6 protein-coding genes and 1 pseudogene are annotated in these 9,487 nt (G+C 60.0%); 4 read left to right on the top strand and 3 right to left on the bottom strand.

Annotated features, from left to right (window positions below; translation table 11 throughout):
- Together VJR68_RS18360 and VJR68_RS18355 are read right to left on the bottom strand one after the other, a co-directional pair.
- A pseudogene (locus VJR68_RS18360) lies at positions 1-212 on the bottom strand (hypothetical protein); the annotation flags it as partial.
- A gap of 135 nt (positions 213-347) precedes the next feature.
- Positions 348-677, bottom strand: coding sequence for a hypothetical protein (locus tag VJR68_RS18355; RefSeq protein WP_324150038.1), 330 nt, complete (start codon positions 675-677; stop codon positions 348-350).
- Positions 678-1,013: 336 nt separating this feature from the next.
- On the opposite strand from VJR68_RS18355, the gene VJR68_RS18350 reads away from it, so the two are divergent.
- The gene (locus VJR68_RS18350; RefSeq protein WP_324150037.1) at positions 1,014-1,619 is read left to right on the top strand and encodes a TetR/AcrR family transcriptional regulator; all 606 of its coding nucleotides are present in this window, start codon (positions 1,014-1,016) and stop codon (positions 1,617-1,619) included.
- A gap of 10 nt (positions 1,620-1,629) precedes the next feature.
- Positions 1,630-2,562 carry an alpha/beta hydrolase gene (locus VJR68_RS18345; RefSeq protein WP_324150036.1) on the top strand — a complete coding sequence of 311 codons (933 nt, stop codon included), beginning with the start codon at positions 1,630-1,632 and terminating at the stop codon, positions 2,560-2,562.
- A gap of 146 nt (positions 2,563-2,708) precedes the next feature.
- Here VJR68_RS18345 and VJR68_RS18340 read toward each other — a convergent pair whose 3' ends face one another.
- Positions 2,709-3,947, bottom strand: coding sequence for a dicarboxylate/amino acid:cation symporter (locus VJR68_RS18340; protein WP_324150034.1), 1,239 nt, complete (start codon positions 3,945-3,947; stop codon positions 2,709-2,711).
- A 340-nt stretch (positions 3,948-4,287) separates the two neighbouring features.
- Between VJR68_RS18340 and VJR68_RS18335 the strand changes: the two genes are divergently transcribed.
- Positions 4,288-7,932 (top strand): methylmalonyl-CoA mutase family protein, encoded by a 3,645-nt coding sequence (locus tag VJR68_RS18335; RefSeq protein ID WP_324150033.1) that lies wholly within the window; start codon positions 4,288-4,290, stop codon positions 7,930-7,932.
- Positions 7,933-8,370: 438 nt separating this feature from the next.
- Positions 8,371-9,487, top strand: a 1,117-nt coding sequence (locus tag VJR68_RS18330; RefSeq protein ID WP_324150032.1) for an energy transducer TonB, incomplete at its 3' end; no start/stop codon positions are given.

Below are 9,487 nucleotides of genomic sequence, written 5' to 3'. Positions count from 1 at the left end.
ACATAACCCGGACGCGGCGGCGGAACCTCTTCGATTACTTCCACCGGCGGTGGTTGCGGAGCAATCACTTCCACCACTTGCGGCGGCGGAGGCGGCGGTGGTGCAACGTACACGACACGACGCGGCCGCGGTGCAGGTTGTTCCACCACGCAACCGGCAAGCATGGTTGCCACGCCGGCAACCACCAGCAAGGATGCAAAACGTAATGACATTGAATAACCCCCAGAGAATTGGATCGGAGCTGCCGACCCGGTCAGCGCCACACGCAAGTCTAATTGGCGAAGCTGTCGTGGAGCCTGCGCTTCATCACTCGATAAAGCGCAGGTTTTTGCGGGAAAAATGCGCGATCAGCGACCCCAGCGACCATCACGCCAGTACCAGTTCGGTCCGCGCCGTTCCCATACACCGGGATACCAGCGATAACCCGGGCGCGCACGCACCCATCCACCCGGTGTCCATACATAGCGACGCGCGCGTGGTTCCCAACGCCAATACCCCTGCGACCACATCCAACCGGGGCGCGCTGCGGGTACGCGCTCATAGCGAGGCGGCGGTGGTGCGACATTGATGCCTACGCCCACGCTGACTTGCGCGGAAGCCGGCGGCGTGTAACTCACGCTGGCCAGTGCAAGACCAATACCTGCAACAAAGGCCAGTTTGCGAGTGATGCTGATCATGTGTCTCTCTCCTTAAAGTGCGGCAGCGGCACGTGGCCGACTGTCGAGTTGGGGAACGCGAGCGTGTCTGATCGTGTTGACGTGATTGCTTTCGCTGGTTCAGGTAACAGCAGAAGTATTTACGATGGTCGTACAAGCCGGTTGAAAACGAAGGCGTAGGTATCCGTTACGCGCATCGCGCCTACGTAGGCGGGGATGAAATCCCAGCAGGAGATGTTGAAGCGAAGCCGGGATTGTCATCCCCGCCTAAGAGTTGCGGGGGGGAACCGCCAGCTTAAGAATCTGGCCGCTTTCGCCCCTGGAAATAAAACGAACGATCGTGCTATTTTGCCGATCATGAGCCCAGCCACTACCCCCAGCAAAGGCGCCGCCACCCGCGAGCTGATCCTCGACCACGCCTACGAGCTGGCCCGCCAGGACGGCCTGGAAGGCCTCTCCATCGGCGCACTGGCCCTCGGCGTCGGTATGTCCAAGAGCGGCGTATTCGCCCATTTCGGTTCCCGCGAAGAACTGCAGCTTGCCCTGCTGGATGCCACCACCAAACGCTTCCTCGATTTCGTCATCCGCCCCGCCGTGCAACAGCCGCGCGGCTTGAAGCGTCTGCGCGCCATCCTGGAAGGCTGGTCCGAATGGATCCGCATTCATTACAACGGCTGCGTGCTGATCAGCGCCGTCGTGGAATACGACGGCCGCGAAGACGGCCCCCTGCGCACACGCGTGAAAGAACAGCAATCAGGCTGGCGCAATGAAGTAGTGCGCGCAATTCGCCAAACCATCGACGTAGGCGATCTGCGCGCGGATACCGATCCCGTGCAACTCGCCTTCGAACTCTATGCCGTGATGCTCGGCCTGCATCACGACGCCAGCCTGTTCGGCTTCGACGAAACACACCAGCGTACCTGGGCAGCGATCGATCGCCTGCTCGCCAGTTATCAGCATTAAGGAGGCTGCCATGACACGCAACACGGTCAGTTCGCGTCATCGTTCTTCGCGCACCACGTTGAAGTTGCGCGCCGTGCGTCTTGGATTTGCCGTCGGTAGCCGCCTTGCGCCGAATCGCACCGTGGATCGTGCCGCACGCCTGTTCGCCACGCCGTTCGCCAGCAGCCGCAGCCGCGCGCGTACCGCGCAACCGGACGACGCCATGCAGCGGGGCGAACTCGTCATCAATGGCGAATCCATCGCGACGTATGTGTGGGGCGACCCCACCACGCAACCGTATGCGCTGTTAGTGCATGGCTGGTCCAGCTTCGGTTTGCGCTACCTGCCGTGGATAGCGAAGCTGCACGACATGGGCTATGCCGTGGTGGCGTTCGATCAACCCGGTCACGGCGCGAGCAGCGGCAGCTTGTGCACCTTGCCGGATTTCATCGCTACCATCCGCGCCATCGGCCAGAATTTTGGCAGTGCAGCGGTGGCGATCGGCCATTCGATGGGTGGTGCAGCCGTGGCATTGGCGCAAGACGAACGCTGGTACGCACAACGCCTGGTGTTGATTGCACCGGCTGCCGATATCGAAGCGGCCGCCGGTCGCTTCATCCGCTTCGTGCGTCTTGGCGAGCATCTTCGCGACCGTTTTATCGCCTGGTGCGAACAACGCACCGGCGTGTGCATCCGCGAATTACAAGTGCATCGCCATGTGCCATCGCTAGGTCAACCGGGGTTGATCGTGCACGATCTGGACGATCGCGAAGTGCCGTGGGAAGAGGGCGAGCGCTACGCGCGTTATTGGCCCAGTTCGCGCTTGCTCACCACGCAAGGCTTGGGGCATCACCGTGTATTGGATGCACCAGAAGTGATCGAAGCGACGCTGGCATTCCTGCGCGGCGAAAGCGTGGGCGATCGTGTGGTGGCGTCACCGAATTTGCCCTACGGCCTGGCCTGAATTCGTGGGCTGGGATGACAATCCCAGCTTTCTGGAAAGTTACCGATGCTGGGATTTCATCCCAGCCTACAAAAACGCCTTACCGTCACCCCGGCTTTCGCCGGAATGAGGGTGAGGCAGATCAACGCTAGCAGTGCGACAACCACTCACCCCCGGTTGTAACAAGCCTCATCCAACACCCCTTCCGACTTCGCCACCATCACCGCCGTCACCGTATCGCCGGTCACGTTCGCCGACGTGCAGCCCATATCCAGCAAGCGATCCACCGCCGCTATCACCGCAATCACTTCCAGCGGCAAACCCGCCGACGCCAGCACCAGGCTCATCACCACCAGCGCCGCACCCGGCACGCCTGCCGCACCGATCGACGCCAGCGTGGTCGTAACCACCACCATCACCATCTGCATCAGAGACAGCTCAATGCCATACGCATTGCTGGCAAAAATCGCCACCGTACCCAGATAAACCGCCAGCCCCGACATATTGATGGTGGAACCCAGCGGCAACACAAAGCTGGCTACGTGCGCATCCACACCCAAACGCTGCTGCGTGTTCTCCAGATTCAACGGCAACGTCGCCGCACTGCTGGCGGAGGAATACGCAAACAACTGCACCGGGATCATCTTGCGCAGAAACGGCAGCGGATGCAGGCGGAACATCATCAGCATCAACGCACACAGCACCAGCATGAAGAAGATCATCACCGCATACGCCACCGCCACCAGCGTGCCAAGGTGACCCAGCACCGAGAAACCATGGTCAGCCGTGACATAAGCCATCAGGCCGAACACACCGATCGGCGCGAACTTCAGCACCATGCCGATCAGCTTGAACACCACCGCCGCCATGCTTTCAAAGAAGTGACTCACCGGCGCGGCTTTCTCGCCAGTGAGATTGATAGCCAAGCCGAACAACACCGCAAACACGATCGTCGGCAATAACGCGCCATCCGCAAACGACTTGAACGGATTGGAAGGAATCGCGCTCAGCAATGCATCCTTGATGCTGGTGGATGCCACCGCCGCCACTTTATCTGCATTTGCCGTCAGGCCGAAATCGCCACCCACGTTGAAAAAGCTCGCCGCACCCATGGCCAGCACCGCCATGACCGCCATCGACACCATGTAGATGGCGATCGATTTCCATGCAATGCGCCGCATCGCCGCCAGATCGGTCAGCGAAGTAATGCCGCACACCACCGACACAAACACCACCGGCACCACACACATGCGGATCAGCGACATGAATACTTCACCAAGCGGTTGCAACATCTTGGCCGGTTCGCCAAAGAAATGCCCGACCGCAAGGCCAAGCAGCATGGCGATCAGAATCTGATGCCACATCTGCAAGCGGAATCGTTTCGCCGAAGTGATGGATGAAGTCATGGATGGTGTCCCCGATGGAAAGTGCAAGCTGAGCATGCGTTGTGTTCCGCATGCTTTAGAGAAATCTCAATGGAAGTTGGGTGACTGCTAAACATTTTGTTATCGCCGCATTTGCTCCCTCCCCTACGTGTAGTAGGGGAGGACGGGGGTGGGGTGAAGCAACCTCGCGAGAGGTTTCATCGTGTCGAGCACAACCCATCGCATTCGAAGCAGGCATTGCACCCGCTCAGCAAGCTATACACGGCAGCCATCGCTGTCTGCCAGCGATAGACCACAAGCGTTCCATCCTCAACCCCACTAGAATAGTTGCACTTGGAACATCCCCGTTCTCGGAGTCCCCATGAGTTCCCCCGCCAAGCACGTTCCTGCCACTGCCGCGCAGGCTGAAACCAGCCCGCTGCGCTTCGTCACCGCCGCCAGCCTGTTCGATGGGCACGATGCCGCCATCAACATCATGCGCCGCATCATTCAAGCGCAGGGCGCGGAAGTCATTCACTTGGGCCACAACCGCTCAGTGGAAGACGTGGTGCGTGCTGCGTTGCAAGAAGACGCTGACGCCATCGCGCTGTCTTCCTATCAAGGCGGCCACGTCGAGTACTTCAAGTACATGGTGGACATGCTCAAGGAGCGCGGCGCCGCGCACATCCGCGTGTTCGGCGGCGGCGGCGGCACCATCACTCCGGAGGAAATCCGCGAGCTGCAAGCCTATGGCGTGGAACGCATCTACCACCCCAACGACGGCATGAAGCTCGGCCTGGTGGAAATGATCGAAGACGTGATGAAGCGCGCCGAGCGCGCACGGGACTCGGGACTTGGGACCCGGGACTCGGCAGGGCTCGTCGCCGCAGCAAATGTCGACGACGAGATCAGCATTGGCCGTGTACTTAGTGCGCTGGAAGAGGGCGCGTTTTCAGATGCCGAGCTAGCGATGCTGCGCAAGCAGTGGGCCCGAGTCCCGAGTCCCGAGTCCCGAGTCCCGGTCATAGGCATGACCGGCACCGGCGGCGCCGGTAAATCCTCCGTGGTGGACGAACTGCTGCTGCGCTTCCTGCACGCCTTCCCCGAGATGCGCATCGCCGTGCTCGCCGTCGACCCCACGCGCCGCCGCAGCGGTGGTGCATTGCTCGGCGACCGCATCCGCATGAATGCGTTGCGCAGCCATCGCGTGTACATGCGCTCCATGGCCACGCGCCGCCAGAACGCCGCCACCAACGAAGTGCTGCACGACTGCATCAACTTCCTGAAGAGCCAGCCGTACGATCTGGTGATCGTGGAAACCGCGGGCATCGGCCAGAGCGATTCGGAAATCGTCGACCTCGTCGACTTCCCCGTGTATGTGATGACCAGCGACTACGGCGCCGCCAGTCAGCTCGAAAAAATCGACATGCTCGATTTCGCCGAACTCGTCGTGCTCAACAAATTCGACAAGCGCGGCGCTGAAGATGCCTTGCGCGACGTGCGCAAACAATGGAAGCGCAACCGCAACGCCTTCACGCTGAAGGACGACGACGTGCCGGTGTACCCCACCATCGCCAGTCAGTTCAACGATCCTGGCGTCACCTGGATGTTCACCAACCTGTGCCGCCTGCTGCGCGACAAGCTCGCCGCCAAGAGCGAGCACGCGATCGAGACCACGCACTGCGATTTCAAGCCGAATCTGGATGTATCGCTGAAAGAACCACGCGCCACCGTGCTGATTCCCGGCGCGCGCGTGCGTTATCTCGCCGAAATCGCTGAGCAGGGCAGGGGCATCAATGCCGAGATCGAACGCGAAGCCGAATTCGCCAGCAAGGCGCAGCACTATTACGAATCGCTGAAAGAACTTGCCGATCCAAAATTGCCGCGCCCACTCGAACGCTACGAGCACGACGACCTCCACGCCACCTCACACTCAAACAACGTCGTCCCGGCGCAGGCCGGGGCCAAGTTGAGTACGCCGCGCGAAGCGCACGACTTAAAAACAACGGCACTGGATGACCCGCATTCGCTGTTGAAAAGCGCCTCCGGCGTTCGCCGGGATGACGAGCTTGTAGATCGTTCGCTATTACTCCTCCGCCAACGCTACAACGCCGCTCTCCGCGAACTCAGCCACGAAGCCCTGCACCTCCTGCGCGACTGGCCCAAGCTCTACAAATCCGTCACCGACGACGTCAACGAATACAAAGTGCGCGACAAAGTGATCCGCGTAGAAAATTACCGCGTATCCCTCAGCCACCAGAAAATCCCCAAAGTCTCCCCACCCAAAACCAAAGACTGGGGCGACCAGCTGCGCTTCCTCATGCGCGAAAACCTCCCTGGCCATTACCCATACACCGGCGGCGTGTACCCCTATCGCCGCACCGGCGAAGACCCCACCCGCATGTTCGCCGGCGAAGGCACGCCCGAGCGCACCAACCGCCGCTTCCACTATCTGAGCCAGGGCGGCGCCGCCACGCGCCTGTCCACCGCGTTCGACTCCGTCACCTTGTACGGCGAAGATCCCGCGCCACGCCCGGACATCTACGGCAAGATCGGCAACTCCGGCGTCAACATCGCCACGCTCGACGACATGAAGAAGCTGTACTCCGGCTTCGACCTCAGCGCGCCGACCAGTTCCGTCTCGATGACCATCAATGGCCCCGCGCCGATCATCCTCGCGATGTTCATGAACACCGCGATCGACCAGAACGTGGAGAAATATCTCAAGTCCGACGCCACGCGTTGGGCCGATGCGCAAAGGCGCATGGACGAACTCTTCGCCGGCAAGCATCGCCCAACGTACTCGGGTGATCTGCCCAAGGGCAATGAAGGCTTGGGCCTGGGCTTGCTCGGCATCACCGGCGACCAACTCGTCGACGCCGACACCTACGCCCGCATCAAGGAAGAAACCCTGCAAACCGTGCGCGGCACCGTGCAGGCCGACATCCTGAAAGAAGACCAGGCACAGAACACCTGCATCTTCAGCACCGAATTCGCACTGCGCATGATGGGCGACATCCAGCAGTATTTCGTCGACCACAAAGTACGCAACTTCTATTCGGTTTCCATCTCCGGCTATCACATCGCCGAAGCCGGCGCCAACCCGATCAGCCAGCTCGCCTTTACGCTCAGCAACGGCTTCACCATCGTGGAGTACTACCTCGCGCGCGGCATGCACATCGACGACTTCGCGCCAAACCTGAGCTTCTTCTTCTCCAACGGCATGGACCCGGAATACACCGTCATCGGCCGCGTCGCCCGCCGCATCTGGGCCCGCGCCATGCGCGAACGCTACGGCGCCAGCGCCCGCAGCCAGATGATGAAGTACCACATCCAGACATCAGGCCGCTCCCTGCACGCGCAGGAAATCCAGTTCAACGACATCCGCACCACCCTGCAAGCGCTGTACGCCCTGTTCGACAACTGCAACAGCCTGCACACCAACGCCTATGACGAAGCCATCACCACGCCCACCGAAGAAAGCGTGCGCCGCGCCGTGGCGATCCAGATGATCATCAATAAAGAACTCGGCCTCAACTTCAACGAAAATCCCTGGCAAGGCAGCTACATCGTCGACACGCTGACCGATCTCGTCGAAGAAGCTGTCTACAAGGAATTCGAAGCCATCAGCGAACGCGGCGGCGTACTCGGCGCCATGGACACCATGTACCAGCGCGGCAAGATTCAAGAAGAATCGATGTACTACGAGCAGAAAAAGCACGATGGCAGCCTGCCGCTGATCGGCGTCAATACCTTCTTGCCGAAGGATCATGGTGGCGAAATCGCTACCGAGGTCGAGCTGATTCGTTCGACGGAAGAAGAGAAGGGGCAGCAGATTGAGAACGTGCAGGGTTACGGCAAAGCCCGTAACTCGCTGGCGCCCGAAAGCCTCAAGACACTGCAAGTGACTGCACGCGAACGCAAGAATGTGTTTGAGCAGTTGATGGAGGCTGTGAAGTACAACTCGCTAGGCCAGATCAGTCACGCGCTTTATGACGTGGGCGGTGAATATCGGCGCAACATGTAACACGGCCAGCAACCCAATACCTCATGCCATCCATATGAACTCCCTCTCCCCTCCGAGGAGAGGGTTGGGAGAGGGGCCGCCCGAAGCGAAATCTCAATGCTCGCCTCAAGCCTATAAGCAGGCAAAGACGTACAGCACTCCAATTCAACGACGCATCCCATACATCGTCGCCCCGGCGCGCGCCGGGGTCCAGCGACTTTACCCGTAGGCCCCAAAGCGGGATCAGCCTGCCGCAAATCAAACCTGCGATTAACCTTGGCAACGCATTAGCCCACAGCGCCTATTGAAGCCAACGAGCGATTACGCGCCTTGATATCTCGCGCTGTTCGGCCCCAAACTAAATAAGGGGAGGCCGTTCGCCAGCAAGCGCTGGGTATGGTCGAGACGAGCGACTGTTTTCGCTCGCATGGGATGTAAAACGAAAGGGAAACAGGGGCTATGGATTTTCGATTTGCGAAGTGGCGCATGCTGCGCCTTTTGTCTGCGGCTTGCGGTCTATTTGTTGCGTTATCGGGAATATTGGCTGCGTCCCCCTCAACGGCAGCGGACTCGTCCATCGTCCGCCCCTCCTTGGCCTCAAAGCCGGTGTTTGTTTACCCGCCAGAGGCTATCCGACAGCGTCATCAGGGCATGGCGACGGTGTTGCTGGTTGTTGATGTGCATGGCATGCCGCGAAATATACGGATCCAACGCAGTAGTGGGTTTTCAGAGTTGGACAAGGCCGCACTCGAAGCCGTACAGCACTGGACCTTCAAGCCTGAACTCAAGTACGGCGTGCCCACCGAGGCAGAAGTAGCCATTCCTGTGTCTTTCAATCTGAACATGCTGGGAGATGATCTGCCCATAGCAGTGAGCGCCTTGAGCAACGAACTATTCCGCGTCTGGTTTGCAAATGGAGATGCGTTCACCGCGTCCTTGGAAAATGGCAACCTCGCCCTTGAGCATTACGCTCCATTCAAGCCCAAGCCTGGGCAGCATGCCTTTCCGACGCCACCGTCCAATGCCAGCAGCTATGTGCAAACACTGGAAACGGCTTATCACGACGGCTACGTAGCAGCCATCCATCATGCGGAGCCACCGGCATCGCGTTGTCTGATCAACTGCCTGCGTACGTTGAGGATGGCTTTCTATGATGGATCTACCGTTTTTCTAAACGTGCAGGACGAGAGCTCCGAGGCCATCCTGCTGGCCTTGGAGGGACTGCCGACAGCCGACGACGCGCGTGCGGCGGGCACTATGGCGGCTTATCTGCATCAGCATCCTGGGTTGGAATTGAACAACTGGGAGCTGCGGGACAAGGCCGGCGCGACCGTGAAGTCGGCGCTTCTGTATTACTACGACCTGCCAAAGAGTACGGCCGCCGCCTTGAGCAGAATGTCCATAGCTCCTCCGCCACCTTCGTCGCCGATTGCCCCTTCCAGCGGTGAGGGTATCGAACCAACGGCGGATGTCTGCCGACGCACGATGGTTCGCGAGGCCGAACACACCCTGGCTGATTCGGAAGCGCAAATTCCGGTAGTCACTGTCGTGGTCAATCGCAGCGGCCAGGTTGCGC

Origin of the sequence: Dyella sp. (assembly GCF_035277725.1) — a bacterium.
Lineage (GTDB): Bacteria > Pseudomonadota > Gammaproteobacteria > Xanthomonadales > Rhodanobacteraceae > Dyella_B.
This window is presented reverse-complemented; position numbering and strand designations above follow the sequence as displayed.